This window comes from Halomonas sp. MMSF_3323, assembly GCF_030733595.1.
Classification (GTDB): domain Bacteria; phylum Pseudomonadota; class Gammaproteobacteria; order Pseudomonadales; family Halomonadaceae; genus Halomonas; species Halomonas litopenaei.
Map to the genome: position 1 here is coordinate 61361 of NZ_JASHIT010000009.1, position 19533 is coordinate 80893.

A 19533-nucleotide genomic window follows, 5' to 3' on the forward strand; every position below is an offset into this window, starting at 1 on the left:
AGTCGACGGGGATGACCCGAGAGCAGTGAAACTCGAGACGTGCAGGACAGGACCGTTGAGACCGACAACACGGGTAAGACAAAAGGGGCGACGCTGATGCGTCGCCCCTTTTTCTATCTGGGCCTTTCTGTGCGGCCCGATCTGGTGGGTGTCAGCCCGTTTACCCCTTGATACTGTCCAGCGCCTTGCGCAGGTGGTCGATGCTGCGCTCGGGCTGATGCAGCTTGTCTAGGCCGAACAGGCCAATGCGGAAGGTCTGGAAATCGTCGCCTTCATCGCACATCAGCGGGACCCCGGCGGCGACCTGGACGCCGGCTGCGGCGAACTTGCCGACCAGCCCCGGGTCGTTGTGGTAGCAGACCACCACACCGGGCGCCTCGTAACCCTCGGCGGCGACGCTCTTGAAGCCGTACTCGGCCAGCAGGCTGCGCACTCCCTGGCCCAGGGCCCACTGTTCCTGTTTCACCTTGTCGAAGCCGTAGGCGTCGGTCTCGCGCATGATCTCGCGTAGCTCGCGCAGGCTGTCGGTGGGCATGGTCGCGTGGTAAGCGTGGCCGCCATTCTCGTAGGCCTCCATGATCTCGAGCCACTTCTTGAGATCGGCGGCGAAGCTGGTGCTGGTGGTTTCCTTGATGATCTCTCGCGCCTGGGCCGAGAGCATCACCATGGCGCAGCAGGGTGAGCCGCTCCAGCCCTTCTGGGGGGCGCTGATCAGCAGGTCGACGCCAGTGTCCTGCATGTCCACCCAGACGGTGCCCGAGGCGATGCAGTCCAGCACCATCAGGCCGCCGTGGGCGTGCACCGCATCGGATACGCGACGGATGTAGTCGTCCGGCAGGATCATGCCGGACGAGGTTTCCACGTGGGGGGCGAAGACGATGTCCGGCTGCAGTCGCTCGATGGCCTGCTCGACTTCCTCGATGGGGGGCGGGGCGAACGCTGAGGTCGGATCGCTGTCCTGCTGACGTCGGGCCTTCTCCACGCACAGTTCGGCCGGGATCTTGCCCATCTCGAGGATCTGGTGCCAGCGGTAGCTGAACCAGCCATTGCGGATGACCAGGGCGCTGCGGTTCTGGGCGAACTGGCGGGCTACCGCCTCCATGCCGAAGGTGCCGCTCCCGGGCACGATGACCGCGCTGTGGGCGTTGTACACCTGCTTCAAGGTGGTGGAGATGTCGCGCATTACGCCTTGAAAGCTCTGCGACATATGGTTCAGGGCGCGGTCGGTATAGACCACGGAGTATTCCAGCAGGCCATCGGGATCGACGTCCGGGAGCAAGCCAGGCATGAGGCGCATCCTTACAGTGGGCGTTGAACAAGCCGAAGACGCGGACTGCGTCAGCGACGACGGCGCCGAGCGGCTAGGGCTCGGCGCTCATTATTCTCTACAGCATAAGGTCAAAGGGCGGTGGCGGCCAGAGGACGGCGGCTCGCGCGTGGCGCGGTCATTTTCCTTGTGTGACTGTCGTTACATCCGAGTCCGTCGTGATATGTGTTTTTGTACTGATTCGAGTAAAAAACGGACTAACCCGCCAATAAGGATTTTCATGAGACTTATCAGCCATTTCGCGTAGATGTCATCTCAGTAGCTGAAGCAGCGCGGCATGACCGATGGCTGGCAAAGCAAACTTTGACCATGCTGAGAAGACCGCTGCCAATAAGGCGTCGCAGCGTGTTTCGTCTAACGCCGTCGGTGACGCCGGGAGGTCCGGCCGGCGGAGCACGATCTTCCCAGGTGGAGGACGTCGATCATGAACGAACCATCATCATGTACGTGTCAGGCCGCTGGACTGACGCCTGAGCAGCTCGACGTGCTGCTGGCGCGAAACCCGCAATTGGCACAGGAACTGTCGGCACGATATCAGCAAACACTGGCCGAACCGGCAGAGCTGGACAGGCCAGATGACCTGGCCGCGGTGGGACTGGGGCCGGACGGGGCGCCGTTGGTCAGCGGTCCTGCGGAGCCCATGCCGCTGGCCCGTTTCGATCTCAGCAACGGCAACCGCGTCGAATTCGTCGGGCTTAGAGGCGACGACAAGGAGGCCCAGGTAGGTATGCGGGAGTTGGGCGTGAGCGATCGTGCGACCCCGCGAACCTTTGCAAGCGAAGTTGGCAAGTCCGCGCTGGATCACTACCTCATGCTCGCCCCGCAGGAGGTGCCCATCCCGAAGATGCTGCTCGAGCTGAATCCCGACATCGACCGCAAGGCGTTCAAGAATCGCACCGTGGAGCGGGTGGAAGAACCCATCGAGGTGGATCTGGACGAGTTGGGCATAACGCCGGACACTGCCAGGGCAGGGTCCTCGGCAGGAGGCGGACCAGGCCAGCAATACTGTGTCCCGGGCGATGGTTATCATCTGTTTCGTAACCACAACTGCGAGACCGTCTCCTTCCCGAGCAACACCTGGTGGTGGTGTGACCCGGAGGCCCACTATTCCTTTCGGGATCGCTGGACCTCTGACCACAAGCGTCGCAACTCTCTTGGTGTCACCACTGCCTGCCATGGGCCGGCGGCCACCCTGCACTACTACAAGAATGTCTTTGGCAACTGGAAGCATCTACATACCTTTCACCTGCCTTCAGGCTACTGGCAGTGGACCCGGTATGAGGGGCTATCCAAGCGAGACCGCTGGATACGACATCGCTGTGTGACCGCGGGAGGCAGCAGCTTCGTGCGCTGCGTCAGCTTCTTCTACAACTGAGGCCTGTGTCATCTGCGCAGCGCTCGCAGCTTTTGTTGCAGGAGGGGGGGCAGGGCAACAGGGTCGGCGATCAAGGGAGCGACTCGTCGAACCATCTCGGCGCCATCACCGTTGTCGCGGTGGTGGCGCCTTGCTGTTTGGCGTCTGGTTTGGTGAGGGTTCCGGCCATGCGGGGTTGCTGCGGCTAGGGCGTCAGGCAGAGGTTTCGGACTCTGCGATGGGCTCGGGCAGGGCGCCCTGGTTGATCCGCGCGATGGCGGCGGCGGCGCGCTCCAGCGCCGGCAGGCAGTCCAGTGCGCGCTGTTTATCCATGCGCATCACCGGTGCCTGGATCGCCAGGCCGACGTTAGAGACTCCGGTGGGGTTGGGGGCCAGCACCGCGATGCACAGAAGCCCCGGCAGGAATTCCTCGTCGTCGAAGGCGTAACCGTCGCGCTTGACCTGCTCGATCTCCGCTTCCAGAGCGTCGATGTCGGTAAGCGTGTTTCGGGTGAAGGCCTCCAGGGTGGCATCGGCGAGCAGCCGACGGCGCTGGGAGGCGCTCATCTGCGCCAGAAACAGCTTGCCGCTGGCGGAGCAATGGGCAGGCACCCGGGAGCCGGGGTGTAGATAGAAGCGCAGCGGAGCCGACGTCTCGACGCGGTCCAGATAGAGCACCTCGCTGCCGGACAGGGCAGTGATGTTGCAGCTTTCCCCGACCTCGCGGACCAGCTCAGCCAACACGCCGTGACGTGCGCCCTGAACGGTGTCGTTGAGCAGCAGGGTCTCGGCCAGCCGGCGCAGGCGGCTGCCCTTGCTGTAGTGGCGGTTGTCCGCTTCGCGCTGCAGCATGCCGGAGTTCTCGAGCTGCTGCAGCATCCGGTGCAGCGTCGGCTTGGGCAGGCCGGTCTCGTCCACCAGGCTCTGCAGGGTGAAGTACTGGTCCTTCTCCGCGATCACCTCGAGCAGCGCCAGCAGGCGCTGGGCCGGGGTGTCGCCCTCGATGATCCGGGTGTCAAAGCTTGCTGTGCTCATGGCGGGGTCTCCTCGATACTACAAGCCTATACGTATCTAAAAATTAATCAATGTGTATCGGAAAACGGAATTCGACGAGATCACTGTCGTCTCTGACTGAAGCACGTCGGCGTCGGGAACCGGGCGGCGGACGTGAGTGGACAGGCACCCATGAGCCAGGACTCGGCCATGGCCAACCGGTTGTCGGGGTATCCGGCATAGGCTGCCCTGTCTGAGCTTGCACCGAGTCAAAAGTCCGAGCGGATTTCGGCACGGTAGCTGAAGCGGTCGGCCCTACCCTTGGTGGTACGGACTTCCACGATACGGTCGTGGCTGGTGTAGGTCATCCGCTTGAGCACCACCACCGGGGTGCCGGGAGCGATGTCCAGCAGGGCGGCGGTGTGGGTATCGGCGGCTTCTGCGGTCAGGGTTTCGTCGGCCCGGACGACGGGGATGCCGAATCGGTCGAGGATCAAGGCATAGAAGTAGTCGGGAATATAAAGCTCGGAATCTTCCAGCCCCGGCACCAGTACGCTTGGCCACCAGCTGTACTCCACCAGGGTCGGGGCGTCATCGACCACTCCCAGGCGTTCAATATAGGTGACTGGACTGGTCTGGCTCAGGCCGAGGCGGGTATATACGTCATCGGGAGCCTGGCGGATAGCGCGATCGGTGGTGGTCTTGTGGATACGCACGTCCTTGCCGTCGGCGTCCCCGTAGCTGACAAAGCGAAACAGGGTTTCCTCGAAGTCGGTCCGCGAGACATAGGTGCCCTTGCCCTGATGGCGGAACAGCAGTTTTTCCCAGACCAGATTGGAGATGGCCTTCTTGACCGTTCCCTGACTGATCTGCAGCCGGTCGGCGAGCTGCCATTCGGGTGGAATGAGGTCGCCCGGGGCCAGGTCCCCCCGTTCGATCAGGCCGCGAATATGGTCCTGCAGCAGTCGGTACAGCGGTTTCCCCGGCTGTGCCACCATCACCTCGGGGGAGAAGAGGCCAAGGCGATCAGATTCGTTTTCACTGGTCATTCGCAAGATCCCGCTGCTGGCAAGGTCGGAAGGGGAGGCTGCTCGGGTCAGGCGCTTGTCTGACTCGCCGCTGCCCTGCAGCAGCGTGACGGCGCTCGCCTCTTTCACACCTTGATTCATCCGTTTCATTCTTAAGTGGTATTTCATCAATCTATCACGGGGCTCCTGTGCAGACACCTTTCCGGCCGTGTGACCCCTGGCCTCAGACCGGAAAGAGAAACAGCGGGCGGCGGGTGCGACGACTGATCTTGCGCGCCACCGAGCCAAGCACCATATGACCCAGCCCGGACTGGCGCTGTGTTCCCATGACGATGCAATCGGCATCGATTCTGTCGGCCTCCTGCAGGATGATTCGGGATGGCTTGCCAATGCGGACGTGAATCTCCTTCAGGGAGGCGTGGTAGCTGTCTTCCGAGGCCAGCGTCGAGTGGCCGAAGTCTTCAAGGCGGCGCTTGATTTCGTCGATGGCCTGCCGGGTCGCTCGTTCGCGATAGTTGTCCAGCGGGGAAACGGCGGTATAGCGGCTGGCCAGGCTGTCTTTCAACAGTGCCGGATCTTCGATGACGTGCAGCAGGTGGACCGCGGCGCCGAAGCGTTCGGCGATACCGATGGCCTTGCGGAAGACGTCGGGGCTGTGGGCGCTGAGGTCAGTGGCATACAGCAGCCGGGATATCTGGAAGCTCATGGCTTCATCCTCAAAAAGGTTGGATGGCGCAGGCGGTGAACCGACGTGGCCGAGGAACCTTTGACGCCAAGGCCGGGCTCGCCGGCGCCAGGCCCGCCCGAAACATCGATCAGGCAGGACCCTGGGTACCGCGAGCGCAGGCCAGGGCATCGGGCGCCAGGCTAGGCCGGTGCTTGATGCAGATGGTCGATCATCTCCGCAATCTTGAGGCGCTGGACCTTGCCGGAGGGCCCTCTGGGCAGCCATTTCACGATGTGAACATGTTCAGGCGCCTTGTAGTCACCGACCTCCTCGCGACAGTAGTCGAGAAGTTCTTGCTGGGTCGCCCGATGGCCTTCCTTGAGCACCACGACGGCCTCTACGACCTGCCCGTAGTGCCGGTTTTCCATGGGATAGGCGGCTGCCTCCAGCACCGCCTCATGGGCCAGCAGGGCGTCATCGATCTCGCGCGGGGCGATGTTCTCGCCGCCCTTGATGATCAGCTCCTTGATGCGGCCCGTGATGAAGAAGAAGCCTTCCTCATCGCGATAGCCAAGGTCGCCGGTGTGCAGCCAACCTTCGTTATCGATGGTGTCTGCTGTGGCCTCGGGATTCTTGTAGTACTCCTTCATGACGTTGTCGCCGCGGACCACGATTTCACCGATCTGGTGGCAGGGCAGTACCTGTCCTGCCGAGTCGAAGACACTGACCTCGTTGCGGTAGGCGATACCGGGGGATCCGTAGCGAGATTCGAAAGGGGGCAAGGGGTTGGACAGGATCTGGGCCGCGGTTTCGGTCAGTCCCATGGTTTCCACCAGGCTGACACCGAAGGTGGTCTCGAAACGGCGGTGGCTCTCCGCCGGCAGTGCCGAAGAGGCAGATCGACCGAAACGCACCTGACGCATGCGCGGATCCTCGCGCAGGTCCTTCGACTCCGGCTTCTCGGCATGCTCCAGCAGGTAGGCGACAATCGTCGGCACGATACTGAACCAGGTGCACTGGTTGTCGAGCAGCCAGTCCCAGAATGCCGAGACACTCAGCTTCTCCGGCAGCACCACACTGCCGCCACTGATCAGTGGCGCCATGATGGTGACCACCTGGGCGTTGATATGGTAAAGCGGCAGAACGCAGAGGGCGCGATCCTTCTGGCACAGCGAGTGGGCCTCGATGGTGCACCTTCCCCCCGCGATCAGATTGGCGTGGGTCAGCACGACGCCCTTGGGCTTGCCTGTTGTGCCCGAGGTATACATCAACAATGCCTTGTCGTCGGGCGCTATCACGGGCAAGGGCGAAGACGCGATACGCTCTTGCTGCCGTGGCCCGTTGCGAGGACAGGCGACCAGAATTTCCTTCTCGCTCCCGTCGAGCAGGCCATCAAGGCGCTGCTCGTAGTGGGGCGATACGATGACAGTGGTGGCATCACAGTGCTCCAGCACGTAGCGCAACTGGGCATCCCCTGCGATGGCGTTCAAGGAGACCGCGACACGACCGCTGGCCATGATCGCCAGCAGCAGTGAGGCGGTCCACAGTCCGTTGTCCATCAGCATGGCCACATGGTCGCCGGGCTGGCAGCCGCGCGCCTGAAGAAGGCTATGCACCCACTCGACGCGCTCCTGGAGTCGGGACATCGAGACCGTCTCGCCAGTGTCGGGACAGATCAGGAAATCAGTGGCGGGTTGGCGTTCACGCTGATGCTTGATGGTGTCTTGAATGGTCATCATCTGGCCGGCCTCTAGAAGGGATTGGCGATGCCGTGCTTGTCGAAAAAACCGGAAAACAGATCCTGGGGCAGAGGGGGAGAGGCCTCGATGGTTCGCACGATGCGGGTCGTGTTGAGGTAGTGGCGGTAGTTCATGTTGTCGGAAATGCTGTTCTTGCCCCAGCTACCGCAGCCCATCGACAAGGAAAACGGAAGGGCGTTGTCGAAGTTGCCACCATTGCCGAAGGCGTGGGCCTGATTGACGATCACCCGGCAGACCGGCATCTCCAGTCCCAGCTTCTCGATGTGCTCATCGGTGGTGCTGTGGATACCGCAGGAGTGCCCCTTGCCCTGGTATTCGAGCAGTTCCCTGGTGATCGCAAAGGCATCCTCGAAGTGTCTGGCCCGGTAGAGGGTCAGCACCGGTGACAGCTTTTCGCCCGAAAAGGGGTAGTCCGCCCCGATGCCGCTTTCTTCCACCAGCAGGATCGAGGCGTCGAGACACGCCGGACGATCGAGCCCCACGGTGCTGGCGATACTGCCGGCATCCCGGGCGATCACGTCACGACTGAGGTTGCCATCCGTCCACATGCGACCTTCGAGAATCCGCTTTTCCTGTTCGGTCAGCAGTACCGCCGCGTGGTCTCGCAGTGCCGAGACCATGCTGTCGTAAACGCTGTCGAGGATGACCAGGCTGTTCTCCGAGCTGCAGCTGGTCGCATTGTCGAAGGTCTTGGAGGCAAGAATCTTGCGCGCGGCATCTGCGATATTGGCGCTTTCATCGATGATGACCGGGACATTGCCTGCCCCGACGCCGATGGCCGGGGTGCCACTGGAATAGGCGGAGCGCACATTGTTCTGGGAGCCGGTGACGACGATCAGGTCGACCAGTTGCATCAAGGCATGGGTGCTCGCCTTGGTCACCGGGTCCGGTAGCAGTTGCACCAGATCCCGGGGGGCTCCGATACGGGCGAGCTCGTCCTGCATGTAGTTCACCAGCCGTTCGCACACGGCGTAGCCCTTGGGCGAGGGAGCCAGCACGATGGCGTTGCGACCCTTGAGTGCGTTGATCGTCTTGTTGGTGGGCGTGGCCGCGGGGTTGGTGGAAGGCACCACGGCGCCGACCACGCCGATCGGGCGGGATATCTCGACGATACCTGTGCTCGGGTCTTCGGAGACGATACCCACGGTGCGCTTGCCCTCGAGGTTGGCCAGCAATCCAAGGGTCTTGCGGTGGTTCTTGGCGATCTTGTCGGAAACCTTGCCAAGCCCGGTGGTGGCCACCGCGAGTTGTGACAGCTCCTCATTTCGCGTGGGCTCCATCAACGCCCAGGCGGCGGCCAGCACGACTTCATCGACTTGCTGCTGGTCGTATTGCTCGAACCTTCGCTGGGCTTCTCGGGCTCGTTCGACAATGGGGGCTACCAGCCGGTAGGCGCTATTGTCGTCAGAAGAATGCTTGTGGTTGGTATCCATGTTGCTACCTCGACGTGTCGATGGGGTAAGCAAGGGCGGCTCAGGGTATGGATGGCGGCTCCCTGCGGTGCAGGGGAATGAGGCCTGTGTTCCACGCGTCGCTACCCTTGCTTTCGTTGCCGTTGGCCTGAAATCCGCAGAGGTCACGGTGTCTCGAGCTGAGCGAAGAGTTCAGTCAGGTACGCTTGCTGTTGTTTCCACAGCGCCTCGAGGTCGGACGCTTCCATGACGCGAAGGGTCGATCCGCCTTCTTTCATCTGCTCGGCGATTCCCTCGTCCTGGAACATGTCGATGAAGTTGGAAGAGAGGTAGTCGACCGTTTCCGCGTCGACCCCTCTGGGAACCATGATCCCCCTGAGGTTGAGGCTGGTGTCGTCGACGTCGTATCCCGCTTCGATAAAGGTGGGTACATCCGGCAGGAAATCTTCGCTTCTTTCGAGATCGGCAATGCCGAGGATCTTGATGCGGTCCTGGTTGCGGAAGGCGTCGGACAAGTTGTTGAATCCCGCCATCACCTGACCACCGACAACAAACCTGAGGGCGTCCACTCCTCCTGAGGTAGGAAGGTACTTCAGGGTCACCTCGGCGCTTTGCTGAAGCTGAAGGGCAGCAATATGGTGTCCGACGTAGAGCCCGGCGCCCGAGACCGTCAACTTTCCAGGATTGGCTCTTGCGTACTCCACCACGTCATCGATGGAATCGAACTCACTGTCCTTGCCGACGATGAGTACGGCAGGGTCTGCGCCCCAGTTTGCAATGGGCTGCAGGTTCTCGATGCTGTAGTCGGTGTCGTACATGATCGACTGAGCGATGAAGTGCGGCACGTTATAGGCCGCAATATCGTAGCCATCGGTAGCGCCGGTACTGACAAACTGATTCCAGCCGATCTGTCCGCCTGCACCCGGGCGGTTGATCACCGTGACCGGCTGCCCGAGGTACTCATCGCCCTTCGAGGTGACGATCCTGGCCTGGAAGTCTGTCGCACCACCAGCCGAATAGGCGACCGTCAGATTCAAGGGCTTTTCCGGGAAGTCCGCCAGGCTGGGGAGGGGAGAAAGCAACAGACAGAGCGCGAGGGTTGACGCTGTTTGACGCTTTACTGAGGTGGCGTGAATAGTCATTGTTTTATGCCTTCTACAGAAGTAGGCCTTTGGGAAACTGCACCTTTAACAGTGCAGTGAATACGCCGAAGAGCACCGCCAGAAAGCCGGTACCGATGACGATGTTGAGAAGGATCTTTCGGCTCGAGGAAAGCCCGGGCATATAGACGCTACTGATGACGACGAACCCCACCAGGGTGGTGACGTAGAAGCCGAGAATTCGTAGTGCGAGCAGCAGCAGGAAAAAGATGGCAAGCGCCGGGATGATGCTGCCCCAGGGGATGGAGATGGCGCCTTCCTCGGCCTGGCCTGGGGCCAGGATTTCCACCGCGAGCAGCACGACTGCCAGAGTCAGTACGATCAGTGACACCACTCGGGGAAAGCTGTAGCCGTATGCCCCGCCTGCCCAGGAGGCGGCTACCAGGCCAAGTGCAATGATCAGTGCGCCGAGGGCCACCTGACGCGGTTTAGTGAGCATCATGGTTGGCCTCCGGATGTACCTGGACTCGATGATCGGGCGTCGCACGCTGGCGGGTCTTGCGGGCCTGCCAACTGGCGTAGAGGCTGTAGGCCACCGACAGCAGGCACAGCGAGACCAGCAGGATATTGAGCCAGCCACCGAACATGTAACGCAGCATGCCGTCGCCGGCCTGGGCCAGCATCTGACTCTGCAGGAAGTTGGTTTCGGCAATAGGGCCGAGAATGATGCCGAGTACGATGGGCCCGGGGGTGAAGCCGTACTGCATGCCGAAGTACATCAGAGAGCCCATGGACATCATGATGATGACGTCGGAGAAGCTGTTCTGGACGCTGTAGGTGCCGAAGATGGCCAGCGTGGTCACCGCCGCCGCCATGATGTGGCGAGGAATCCGAATGACGTACTTGCCGATCCCGCTGATCCACAGCCCACACACCACCAGCAGAATCTGGCTGATCAGCAGTGCTCCCATGAAGGTCCAGGCGACCGAGGCATGCTGGGTGAACAGGTCTGGTCCGGGAAAGAGGCCTTGAATCAACAGGCCGCCGAGCAGCACCGCGGCGGTGGGGCTGCCCGGTATGCCAAGCGACAGCATGGGCACCAGTGACGCCCCGACCATGGCGTTGTTGGCACTTTCTGCAGCGATGATGCCCTCCGGCTCGCCCTTGCCGAAATTGTCCTTGTTGTGACTGAATTTCTTGCACTGGTCGTAGGCAATCAGCCCGGCAATCTGGCCACCGGCGCCGGGAATGATGCCGACGATGATGCCGGACAGGCTGCCGATCACCAGCGCCTTGACCTTCTTCAGGTTGAAGATGATCGCCTTGATCACGGAGGTGGGTGCCATGTCGAAGCGTTCGCCGCCGTTGGCACCCTTGGCGCCCTCTACCATCTGCAGCACCTGGGGTATCGCAAACAGGCCGATCAGGGCCGGGATGATGGTGATGCCGCCCTGCAGATGCTCGCTGAAGACGAAGCGTTCGGTGCCGGTCACCGGGTTGAAGCCGATCAGCGAGATCCAGACGCCGATCGCGCCGCCGAGCAAGCCCTTGAGTACCGAGGCGCTGCCCAGAGAGCCGATGACGGTGATGCCGAGGATGGCCGTCCAGAACAGCTCCGGGGGGCCAAACTTCAGCGCCACATTGACCAGGTAAGGGGTCAGGAAGATCAGCACCAGGACCCCCAGCACGCCCCCGACGGCGGAGCTGATAAAGCAGTAGTACAGCGCCTGGGTCGCCTTGCCGGCCTTGGCCATGGGGTGGCCATCCAGCATCGTTGCAATGTTGGCGGGCGCCCCGGGAATGTTGATCAGGATGGCGCTGACCGCGCCGCCGGCGACCGTCGAGGTATACAGAACGCCAAGCAGGATCAGCCCCGAGGTAGCGTCCATCTTGAAGGTGAAGGGGATCAGTAGCGCCACCGCCATCGTCGGACTGAGCCCCGGCGTCGCCCCCAGAATCAATCCGACGATCGTGCCGCCGATCAGGATAAGCAGGTTCCAGCCGCTGAGAACCTGCGGAAGGTAATGCAGTAGTTCCACCTTGAGCCTCCCGTGACGCCACAGGGGCGGGCGTCTGTTGTCGTTGTCATTCAGTTGGGATAAGCGCGTTTGCCTTTGGCGTGCTTTCTTTCACCGGCTTGATGGCGGTCGCATCAAGGTTGGTGAGTGTGTAGAGGGTCTGGATCAAGTCATTTAACAGATGTACATGAGTTGTATGTCTAGAAGTCTCCCGCGTGACTGTCAACGTATTTTTCCCTCCGAAATGCCGCTGCAATGCAGCAATGGCGGGCCTTTCAGCGGGATGCGGGTGTTCGGCAAAAGGAGCGTGATCGATCCTGCAGGCAAGGGTGCAAGGGGCGCGGATGGAGGGGCGGGCGAGCGGTGGGAGGCGCTGCAGGGGCTTGGCGGAGCAAACAGGGTGGCACGACGACGGTCTGTTTTTATAAAAAACGAACCGTAACGTATCAAATAATGAAATTCGTCTTGACCGGGCACGAATCGGCCGCTACCTTTGGATTAAGTTTCGCAAATCGGAACTTATGGTATCGAAAAGCTTGAGGCGACCGATCCGGAGCGGCTCAAGCCAAGACAAGGCCCGAGGCCCTGATGGCCGACGCCGCCAGCATCCGCTTTTGTTCCCTGGAGGAGCCCCATGAGTCACAACGACAACACCAACAAGCGCCAGGTCGTGAAGGGTAAGCAGAAGATGACGCCCTCCGAGGCCTTCGTCGAAACCCTCGTCGCCAATGACGTCACCGACATGTTCGGCATCATGGGCTCGGCCTTCATGGACGCCATGGACATCTTTGCCCCTGCCGGCATTCGTCTGATTCCGGTGGTGCACGAGCAGGGCGCGGCCCACATGGCCGACGGCTATGCCCGTGTTTCCGGCCGCCATGGTGTGGTCATCGGCCAGAACGGCCCCGGCATCTCCAACTGCGTGACCGGCATCGCGGCGGCCTACTGGGCCCACAGCCCGGTGGTCATGATCACACCGGAAACCGGCACCACCGGTATCGGCCTGGGCGGCTTCCAGGAGTGCAACCAGCTGCCGATGTTCCAGGAGTTCACCAAGTATCAGGGCCACGTGACACACCCGGCGCGCATGGCCGAGTACACCGGTCGCTGCTTCGAGCGGGCCATGTCGGAGATCGGTCCGACCCAGTTGAACATTCCGCGTGACTACTTCTACGGCGAGATCGAGGCCGAGATTCCCGAGCCGCGTCGCATCGACCGCGGCCCCGGTGGCGCTCAGTCACTGGACGAGGCGGCGGCCCTGCTGGCCGAGGCCAAGTTCCCGGTGATCGTTTCCGGTGGTGGCGTGGTCATGGCCGACGCGGTGGAAGAGTGCAAGGCCCTGGCCGAGCGCCTCGGCGCGCCGGTGGTCAACAGCTACCAGCACAATGACTCCTTCCCCGCCAGCCATCCGCAGTGGTGTGGTCCGCTGGGCTACCAGGGCTCCAAGGCCGGCATGAAGCTGATCTCCCAGGCCGACGTGGTGCTGGCACTCGGCACCCGTCTCGGGCCCTTCGGTACCCTGCCGCAGCACGGCATGGACTACTGGCCGAAGGACGCCAAGATCATCCAGGTGGACGCCGACCACAAGATGCTCGGCCTGGTGAAGAAGATTTCCGTCGGTATCTGCGGCGACGCCAAGGCCGCCGCGGTCGAGCTGAGCCAGCGCCTCGAGGGCCGTGACCTGGCCTGCGACGCCTCCAAGGACGAGCGTCTTGCCAAGATCAAGGCCGAGAAGGACGCCTGGGAGAAGGAACTCGACGAGTGGACCCACGAGCGTGATCCGTTCAGCCTCGACGCCATCGAGGAAGCCAAGGACGAAAAGCCGTTCTCCGGCGGCGAGTACCTGCACCCGCGTCAGGTGCTGCGTGAGCTCGAGAAGGCCATGCCGGAAGACGTGATGGTCTCCACCGATATCGGCAACATCAACTCGGTGGCCCACAGCTACCTGCGCTTCGAGAAGCCGCGCAGCTTCTTCGCCCCGATGAGCTTCGGCAACTGCGGTTACGCCCTGCCGACCATCATCGGTGCCAAGACCGCCGCGCCGCATCGTCCAGCCATCGCCTACGCCGGTGACGGTGCCTGGGGCATGAGCCTGATGGAGACCATGACCGCCGTGCGTCACGGTATCCCGGTCACCGCGGTGGTGTTCCACAACCGCCAGTGGGGCGCCGAGAAGAAGAACCAGGTCGACTTCTACAATCGTCGCTTCGTGGCCGGCGAGCTCGACAACGAGAGCTTCGCCGAGATCGGCCGCGCCATGGGTGCCGAGGGCATCACCGTGGACCGTCTGGAAGACGTGGGCCCGGCGCTGAAGAAGGCGGTGGACATGCAGATGAACGAGGGCAAGACCTGCATCATCGAGATCATGTGTACCCGCGAACTGGGCGACCCCTTCCGCCGTGACGCCCTGAAGAAGCCGGTGCGTCTCTTGGAGAAGTACCAGGACTACGTCTGATACCGGCGGCGAAGGACTCCCCTGTCTGACTCGCCACGCAAGACTCTCTCGTCCGGTATGACGACATTGCCCTGGCCTGGTGCCAGGGCTTTTTTACATTCGCCAGAGGGTGGTAAAGAGCCCCGGCCGAGTGAAGGGATGGGCGGAGTCTCCGATAACAATGACCCCGGGAGAGCTATTCCGATGAAAGCGCTCAATCATATACGCGACATGGCCCGCCAGGACCCCAGACGTATCGTGCTGTGCGAGGGCGACGATGCGCGGGTGCTCAAGGCAGGACTGGCGGCAAGCCAGGCCGGCTATGCCCGAATCTTGCTGGTGGGGGATCGTCAGGCGATCGACGCCCGGGCCGAGGCCGAAGGGCTCGAGATTGGGGCGATCGAGCTGATCGATCCCGCCGACTCCGAGCACACCGATCGCCTGGCAACGCTCCTGCTGGAACTGCGCGGGCCCAAGGGCATGACGGCCGAGGATGCCGCCCAGCGGGTACGTGAGCCGCTGATCTTTGCCAACCTGATGGTCCGCGACGGCCTGGCCGACGGCTGTGTGGCCGGGGCGGTGCACACCACCGCCGACGTCGTCCGTGCCGCCATCCAGTTGATCGGCAAGGCGCCGGGGGCGAGCCTGGTGTCGAGCTTCTTTCTGATGATGTTGTGCAAGGAGTTCCATAGCCTGAAGGGGGGCATGATCTTCTCCGACTGCGGGCTGGTGGTGGACCCCGACGCCGAGGCGCTGTCGCAGATCGCCATGGCCGCCGCCGACAGTGCCGAGGCGCTGCTCGACGAACCGGCACGGGTGGCGATGCTGTCGTTCTCCACCAGCGGCAGCGCTCATCACGCCTCGGTGGACAAGGTCGTGGAGGCGGCGCGCAAGGTCAAGAACGCGCGCCCGGGCCTGGCCATCGACGAGGACGTGCAGCTCGACGCCGCCATCGTCGCCGAGATCGCCGAGCGCAAGCTGCCGGACTCCAGGGTCAAGGGCAACGCCAATGTGCTGATCTTCCCGGACCTTGAGGCTGGCAATATCGGCTACAAGCTGGCCGAGCGGATCGGCGGCGCCGAGGCTATCGGTCCGCTGCTGCAGGGCCTGGCGCGGCCTGCCAATGACCTCTCGCGGGGCTGCAGCGAAGAGGATATCGTCAACGTGATCGCCGTCACCACGGTCCAGGCCCAGCGCCTGTCGGTGGCGTAACATTCATCTGGCCGGCCGGGAGGGAAGATGACACTGGTACCCGAGGGAATGGAGCTCTCTGGCCTTTTGGCGGTAATACTGATCACGGTGCTGGCAGGCTACCTGCACACGGTGTCCGGGTTCGGTATCGGCATGATCATCATCGGCGTGGCCAGTGGCTTCGAGCTGGTCAGCGTCGCCACCCTGGTGGCGGTGGTCAGTCTGGTGACCCTGGTCAACAGCGCCGTGGCGCTGCCCGGCAAGCTGCATCATCTCGACCGGCGCCATGTGCTGGCGCTGGGGCTCGGCATCGTGCCGTCCATCGGCCTCGGGGTGTGGGCGCTGAACTGGCTGAGCGTCAGCGCCGAGGCGCTGTTGATGCTGATGCTGGGGGCGCTGGTGTTCTACGGCGGGCTCAGCGTGGGCCTGCGGCCGCGCCCACGCGCGGCCGTATCGTCCTCGGCAGGCTTCGCCGCGAACGGCGTCATGACTGGGCTGCTGGCCGGAATGTTCGGCATGCCCGGGCCGCCGGTCATCTACCACTGCTATCGCCAGCCGCTGCCCACCGAGACCATCCGGCTATTGCTGATCGCTTGCTTCGCCATGACCTCGGGGGTGCGCACCCTGTATGTCGGCGCCGCCGGCGGGCTCGATGCCCAGGTCTGGCTGTTGGCGTTGTGGACCCTGCCGGCGGTGGCGCTGGCCACCTGGGCCGGACGCCGCTATCCGCCGCCCTGCAGCGCCGTGCTATTGAGACGAGTGGCCATGCTGACGCTGATGGTGATAGGCGTGGGGCTGATGCTCGACGGCAGCCTGGCGCTGTGGACCAGGGCGTGAGGTTCGCACAGATACTACAACGGAACAGGAGTTTGCCCGTGAGAGTCGCCATGGAAGAGGCACCGCTTGGGGTGCTGTGTCTGGATTCTTCCTTTACCAAGCCGCTTGGTCATCTGCGCAACCCCGACACCTTTCGCCACCCGATACGCTACGAGGTGCTGCAGGGCATCGATATTCCCCGCCTGCTGCATGCACCCGGGGATGAGCTGGGCGCGCTGCTGGTGGACCGCGCCAGGCGTCTGGAGCGTGAGGGGGTGTGTGCCATCGCCGGGAGCTGTGGCTTCATGGCGCGCTATCAGGAACGGGTCGCGGCCGCGGTGACGGTGCCGGTGGTATTGTCCAGCCTGACCCTGCTGCCGTGGCTCGCCAGCGTGCACGGTGGCACAGGACGGATCGGCGTGCTGACCGCAGACGCGGGGGCGCTCAAGCGCGCCCACTTCGTCGGCGCTGGCTGGCAAGGGCCTCTGCCGGTGGTGCAGGGGCTCGAAGACGGTGATGAGTTTCGTCAGGTGATCCTGGAAGGTCGACGCGATGACCTGGATCTCGCCGCCATGGCGCAGGAGCTGGCACAGGCAACCCGAAGACTGAAAGCGCAAGCGCCGCTGGACGCGGTAGTGCTGGAGTGTACCGACCTGAGCGCTTTCGTGGAGGTGGTGCGACGGGAGGCGGGCTGCCCGGTCTACGATATTGTGCCGGCACTCGAGCTGATCCTTCGCTCCGCTGCCGGCAGGCAGCAATCGGCGCCGGACCCGCTCGTCACGGGCTGAGCGGCGACAGCGCGCGCCGGTGCCAGGTGTCGAGTCCCTTTTCCAGATAGGGCAGAAACCGCTGGCACTGGCGCGAACTGGTGTGAAAGCGCGAAGTGATCACGGCGATATCGAGGTCGATGGCGGGAACGAAGGGCAGGATCGCCACGGCGCAGTCGCGACGCATCAGAAAGCTCCAGGCCGAGACCGGGTCCACCAGGGCATGGCCGATGCCGGCATTGACCAGGCTGATGGCGGAAGGGAACAGGTGGGTTTCGGCGGCGATCTGCCAGTCGGCGCCGGCCTGTCTGAGCGCCTGCTTCAACTTGAGTGTGCTCTGGTGGTGCTCGTCCAGGGTCACCAGGGCCTTGCCGTCAAGATCCGCCGCCTCTACCTGAGCAAGGCCCGCCAGCGGGCTGTGGCGCGGTACCGCCAGGTGCATGCGCAGGGACAGGTGGCGGGCATCGAGGTCGTTAAGGTCATCCTGGCGTTCGATCACGCCGACATCGAACTGGCCCTCGGCCACCCAGTCCCGGATCTTGCGCGAGCTGAAGGTCTGCAACGACAGCCGGGTATCGGGATAGTCGGCCAGGTACTCGGCCATGATCCCGGGCATGGCGGTGGGCGAGAGCCCCGGCATGCAGCCCAGGATCAGCTTGCCCGCGCGGCCCTGGCGCAGGCCATCGGCGAGTTCGTCCAGATGTGATACCGACGCCAGTACCTTGTCGACCCCCTCCATCAGATAGCGGGCCTCGGGGGTCAGCTCGGTGCCGTAGTTGTTGCGGCGAAACAGCAAGAACCCCACCTCCTGCTCGAGATTGGCGATGGCCGAACTGACCGCCGGCTGGCTGAGTTCCAGACGACGGGCGGCCTTCGACAGGCTGCCGGTGTGCACAACCTCACGAAATATCTGGAGCTGGCGAAGCTGGTGACGAACCTTCATGGGCGTCCCTCCGGGCGCCCTCGGGAAGTGAGCGAGCGCCTCTAAATTATATTTATGGTTTCATAGTTATCTCAAAGTTGTCTTTATGGCAATGGCGGTCGATGCTGAAACCACCCCCAACAACCATAACGAGGGTAGTTTCATGAATCCCATCGACCTCGGCGGTCTGCTTCTGTATTTCGCGATACTGATCTACATCGGCTATCGCAGCGCCAAGAAGGTCTCCGGCAGCGCGGACTTTGCGGTGGCCGGCAACAAGATCATCTGGCCGGTGCTGTTCGCCACCCTGGCGGCTTCCTTCCTCGGCGGCGGCGCCTCCATGGGGCGTGCCGGCAAGTCCTTCGACGAAGGCTACGCCTTCATGGTCGCCGCCTCGGCCTTCCCCCTGGCCACGGTACTGGCGGGTCTGTTCATCGCCCCCCGGCTCAAGCGCTACGTCAACGCCCAGACCGTAGGCGACATCATGGCGCAGCACTTCGGTGCCAGCGCGCGACTGTTCACCGGCATCTTTTCGCTGGTGTTCTGCATCGGCATCCTCGGCGCCCAGGCCCTGGCGGTGGGCACCGTGTTCCACGCCATCCTCGGTATCGAGGTCTCCACCGGCATCCTGATCGGCATGGCGGTGGTGCTGTTGTATTCCACCGTGGGTGGCATGTGGGCGGTGATCCAGACCGACGTGGTGCAGTTTCTGATGCTGGCGGTGTTCCTGCCGGTGACTATGCTGATCGGCATCCATGATCTGGGCGGCCCCCAGGCGCTGGTGGAGCGGTTGCCCGAGGGCCACTTCAGCCTGATGGGCGACTATTCGGTGGGCATGTTCCTGTCTATCTTCATCGCCTTTCTGCTCGGCGAGACCCTGGTGCCGCCCTACACCCAGCGCGCCCTGTCGGCCCCTGACTCGCGCCACGCTCGTATCGGCTATTCGGTGGCCGGCGGCTTCGGCTTCCTGTTCTATCTGGTCAGCGCCACCATCGGGCTGGTCGCGCTGGTGCTCTATCCGACCATCTCGCCCGACCAGGCGATGCCGACCCTGATCCGCGACGCCCTGCCGGTGGGCATCACCGGACTGGTGCTGGCCTCGCTCCTGGCCGTGGTGATGTCCACCGCCGACTCCTACCTCAACTCGGCGGCGGTGATCTTCGTCGGTGACATCTACAAACCCTTTATCGAGCCTGACGTCAGCGAGAAGAAGCGGCTGTGGATCGAGCGACTGGTCAACCTGCTGATTGGCCTCGGCGCGGTGGTCTTCGCCCTCTACGCCACCTCGATCATCGATGCGCTGCTGCTCAGCTACGCGCTGTGGGCGCCGACCATTCTGCTGCCCTTCGTGTTCGCGGTGCTGTTCGATCTGCGCTGCACCCGCTCGGCGGTCGCCGCCATGCTCGCCGGCGCCCTGGTGACCATCCTGTGGAAGTGGGGCCCGTTCGACCTGCAGGCGGCGACCGGTCTGACCGCGCTGATCGCCGGCGTCATCGCCAATGTGCTGGTGTTTGTACTGGTCTACCGACTGTTCCGCTCGGTCCCCGACGCCCCTGTCACCGCCAAGGCTCAGTGAAGGAGATTCCCATGACCTTGTACGCTCTTGCTCTGTATACCGTCAGTGCCGTCAGCATCCTCACCGCGGTGGGGGTGGGTATCGCCTCCTGGCGCTTCTACCGCGACAACTGAACCCCACGATATCGCCCACAAGACGCGGCTGGCCCCAAGCACGGGCCGGCCGCCC

The 19533-nt window shown here is 63.1% G+C and carries 16 protein-coding genes; 6 read left to right on the forward strand and 10 right to left on the reverse strand.

The window, feature by feature from the left end; translation table 11 throughout:
- Positions 1 to 160 precede the first annotated feature (160 nt).
- The gene (locus RBB39_RS06230; protein WP_045991926.1) at positions 161 to 1288 is read right to left on the reverse strand and encodes an aminotransferase class V-fold PLP-dependent enzyme; all 1128 of its coding nucleotides are present in this window, start codon (positions 1286 to 1288) and stop codon (positions 161 to 163) included.
- A 463-nt stretch (positions 1289 to 1751) separates the two neighbouring features.
- On the opposite strand from RBB39_RS06230, the gene RBB39_RS06235 reads away from it, so the two are divergent.
- The gene (locus RBB39_RS06235; protein ID WP_045991927.1) at positions 1752 to 2702 is read left to right on the forward strand and encodes a hypothetical protein; all 951 of its coding nucleotides are present in this window, start codon (positions 1752 to 1754) and stop codon (positions 2700 to 2702) included.
- 192 nt (positions 2703 to 2894) lie between these two features.
- Here RBB39_RS06235 and RBB39_RS06240 read toward each other — a convergent pair whose 3' ends face one another.
- From RBB39_RS06240 to RBB39_RS06275, 8 genes are all read right to left on the reverse strand, one after another.
- Positions 2895 to 3716: an IclR family transcriptional regulator gene (locus tag RBB39_RS06240; RefSeq protein WP_045991928.1), complete on the reverse strand. Its 822-nt coding sequence runs from the start codon at positions 3714 to 3716 to the stop codon at positions 2895 to 2897.
- A 227-nt stretch (positions 3717 to 3943) separates the two neighbouring features.
- On the reverse strand, positions 3944 to 4723 hold the full coding sequence (locus RBB39_RS06245; RefSeq protein WP_162197827.1) for a GntR family transcriptional regulator: 780 nt from the start codon (positions 4721 to 4723) through the stop codon (positions 3944 to 3946).
- 202 nt (positions 4724 to 4925) lie between these two features.
- Positions 4926 to 5408 (reverse strand): universal stress protein, encoded by a 483-nt coding sequence (locus RBB39_RS06250; protein ID WP_045991929.1) that lies wholly within the window; start codon positions 5406 to 5408, stop codon positions 4926 to 4928.
- A gap of 161 nt (positions 5409 to 5569) precedes the next feature.
- Complete coding sequence (locus RBB39_RS06255) at positions 5570 to 7108, reverse strand: AMP-binding protein (RefSeq protein WP_045991930.1); 1539 nt, start codon at positions 7106 to 7108, stop codon at positions 5570 to 5572.
- Between the two features lie 11 nt (positions 7109 to 7119).
- Positions 7120 to 8562 (reverse strand): aldehyde dehydrogenase family protein, encoded by a 1443-nt coding sequence (locus RBB39_RS06260; protein WP_045991931.1) that lies wholly within the window; start codon positions 8560 to 8562, stop codon positions 7120 to 7122.
- A gap of 143 nt (positions 8563 to 8705) precedes the next feature.
- Positions 8706 to 9683, reverse strand: coding sequence for a tripartite tricarboxylate transporter substrate binding protein (locus tag RBB39_RS06265; RefSeq protein WP_083970274.1), 978 nt, complete (start codon positions 9681 to 9683; stop codon positions 8706 to 8708).
- Between the two features lie 13 nt (positions 9684 to 9696).
- Positions 9697 to 10143: a tripartite tricarboxylate transporter TctB family protein gene (locus RBB39_RS06270; RefSeq protein WP_045991932.1), complete on the reverse strand. Its 447-nt coding sequence runs from the start codon at positions 10141 to 10143 to the stop codon at positions 9697 to 9699.
- Positions 10130 to 11680 carry a tripartite tricarboxylate transporter permease gene (locus RBB39_RS06275; RefSeq protein ID WP_045991933.1) on the reverse strand — a complete coding sequence of 517 codons (1551 nt, stop codon included), beginning with the start codon at positions 11678 to 11680 and terminating at the stop codon, positions 10130 to 10132. Before RBB39_RS06275 ends, RBB39_RS06270 begins: the two co-directional genes overlap by 14 nt.
- A gap of 613 nt (positions 11681 to 12293) precedes the next feature.
- Between RBB39_RS06275 and xsc the strand changes: the two genes are divergently transcribed.
- The 4 genes from xsc (at position 12294) to RBB39_RS06295 (ending at position 16888) form a co-directional block, all read left to right on the forward strand.
- Positions 12294 to 14114, forward strand: a complete 1821-nt coding sequence (gene xsc / locus RBB39_RS06280) for a sulfoacetaldehyde acetyltransferase (RefSeq protein WP_045991934.1) — start codon at positions 12294 to 12296, stop codon at positions 14112 to 14114.
- A 183-nt stretch (positions 14115 to 14297) separates the two neighbouring features.
- Complete coding sequence (gene pta / locus RBB39_RS06285; protein WP_045991935.1) at positions 14298 to 15305, forward strand: phosphate acetyltransferase; 1008 nt, start codon at positions 14298 to 14300, stop codon at positions 15303 to 15305.
- A 27-nt stretch (positions 15306 to 15332) separates the two neighbouring features.
- A complete protein-coding gene (locus RBB39_RS06290; protein ID WP_204248926.1) occupies positions 15333 to 16121 on the forward strand; it encodes a TSUP family transporter in 789 nt (262 codons plus the stop codon).
- A gap of 38 nt (positions 16122 to 16159) precedes the next feature.
- Positions 16160 to 16888: an aspartate/glutamate racemase family protein gene (locus RBB39_RS06295; RefSeq protein WP_124802470.1), complete on the forward strand. Its 729-nt coding sequence runs from the start codon at positions 16160 to 16162 to the stop codon at positions 16886 to 16888.
- Here the strand turns inward: RBB39_RS06295 and RBB39_RS06300 are convergent.
- Complete coding sequence (locus tag RBB39_RS06300) at positions 16878 to 17810, reverse strand: LysR family transcriptional regulator (RefSeq protein ID WP_052704284.1); 933 nt, start codon at positions 17808 to 17810, stop codon at positions 16878 to 16880. The two genes, RBB39_RS06295 and RBB39_RS06300, sit on opposite strands and share 11 nt — an antisense overlap.
- Positions 17811 to 17952: 142 nt before the next feature.
- Between RBB39_RS06300 and RBB39_RS06305 the strand changes: the two genes are divergently transcribed.
- On the forward strand, positions 17953 to 19365 hold the full coding sequence (locus RBB39_RS06305) for a sodium:solute symporter (RefSeq protein WP_045991937.1): 1413 nt from the start codon (positions 17953 to 17955) through the stop codon (positions 19363 to 19365).
- The last annotated feature ends 168 nt before the right edge of the window (positions 19366 to 19533 follow it).

What these genes read in the sequence shown, in the direction of transcription:
- RBB39_RS06230 (WP_045991926.1), bottom strand. Translation starts at nt 1,288, where the DNA reads ATGCCTGGCTTGCTCCCGGACGTCGATCCCGATGGCCTGCTGGAATAC.
- RBB39_RS06235 (WP_045991927.1), top strand. Translation starts at nt 1,752, where the DNA reads ATGAACGAACCATCATCATGTACGTGTCAGGCCGCTGGACTGACGCCT.
- RBB39_RS06240 (WP_045991928.1), bottom strand. Translation starts at nt 3,716, where the DNA reads ATGAGCACAGCAAGCTTTGACACCCGGATCATCGAGGGCGACACCCCG.
- RBB39_RS06245 (WP_162197827.1), bottom strand. Translation starts at nt 4,723, where the DNA reads ATGACCAGTGAAAACGAATCTGATCGCCTTGGCCTCTTCTCCCCCGAG.
- RBB39_RS06250 (WP_045991929.1), bottom strand. Translation starts at nt 5,408, where the DNA reads ATGAGCTTCCAGATATCCCGGCTGCTGTATGCCACTGACCTCAGCGCC.
- RBB39_RS06255 (WP_045991930.1), bottom strand. Translation starts at nt 7,108, where the DNA reads ATGATGACCATTCAAGACACCATCAAGCATCAGCGTGAACGCCAACCC.
- RBB39_RS06260 (WP_045991931.1), bottom strand. Translation starts at nt 8,562, where the DNA reads ATGGATACCAACCACAAGCATTCTTCTGACGACAATAGCGCCTACCGG.
- RBB39_RS06265 (WP_083970274.1), bottom strand. Translation starts at nt 9,683, where the DNA reads ATGACTATTCACGCCACCTCAGTAAAGCGTCAAACAGCGTCAACCCTC.
- RBB39_RS06270 (WP_045991932.1), bottom strand. Translation starts at nt 10,143, where the DNA reads ATGATGCTCACTAAACCGCGTCAGGTGGCCCTCGGCGCACTGATCATT.
- xsc (WP_045991934.1), top strand. Translation starts at nt 12,294, where the DNA reads ATGAGTCACAACGACAACACCAACAAGCGCCAGGTCGTGAAGGGTAAG.
- pta (WP_045991935.1), top strand. Translation starts at nt 14,298, where the DNA reads ATGAAAGCGCTCAATCATATACGCGACATGGCCCGCCAGGACCCCAGA.
- RBB39_RS06290 (WP_204248926.1), top strand. Translation starts at nt 15,333, where the DNA reads ATGACACTGGTACCCGAGGGAATGGAGCTCTCTGGCCTTTTGGCGGTA.
- RBB39_RS06300 (WP_052704284.1), bottom strand. Translation starts at nt 17,810, where the DNA reads ATGAAGGTTCGTCACCAGCTTCGCCAGCTCCAGATATTTCGTGAGGTT.
- RBB39_RS06305 (WP_045991937.1), top strand. Translation starts at nt 17,953, where the DNA reads ATGAATCCCATCGACCTCGGCGGTCTGCTTCTGTATTTCGCGATACTG.